Below are 450 nucleotides of genomic sequence, written 5' to 3' on the forward strand. Positions count from 1 at the left end.
GTGTGCTCGCCGCGGCGGTAGCGCTCAAAGATCAGTTCCGCCTGTCCGGCGGGGAGTCCCGGGCCGTGGTCGCGAATGCGTAGCTCCGTTTGCCCGGCATCGGAATGAATATCGATGGCGATTTCACCGGGGGGCGAATACTTGACGGCGTTATCCAGCAGATTAGCGATGGCGATGCACAGCAGGCCGGCATCGGCCTGCAGATGCGGGCTTTCCACCGCGCCGTGCTGGCGGATGTTCAGGTAGTGATCATGGGAGATGGCCACCACCGAGGCGGCCATGTTGATCACCGTCAGCAGGGCGGTCTGCTGGCGCTCGACGTGCAGATCGTGGGAGGCGAGCCGGGCGTCGGCAAGGCGTTATCGGTGAGCTGCACCAGGCGGGTGGCGGCGCGGCCGATGCGATCGAAGCGCGCCTCCTGGCTGGTCGAGGCCGCCGAGAGGCGAAGAT

The 450-nt window shown here is 66.2% G+C and carries 1 protein-coding gene; it reads right to left on the reverse strand.

The window, feature by feature from the left end; all coding sequences use genetic code 11:
• The coding region (locus M3223_RS23920; RefSeq protein ID WP_251566290.1) for a sensor histidine kinase at positions 1-281 on the reverse strand (281 nt) is incomplete at its 3' end.
• Positions 282-450: the final 169 nt, after the last annotated feature.

Source organism: Paenibacillus pasadenensis, assembly GCF_023715725.1.
GTDB lineage: Bacteria > Bacillota > Bacilli > Paenibacillales > Paenibacillaceae > Paenibacillus_O > Paenibacillus_O pasadenensis_A.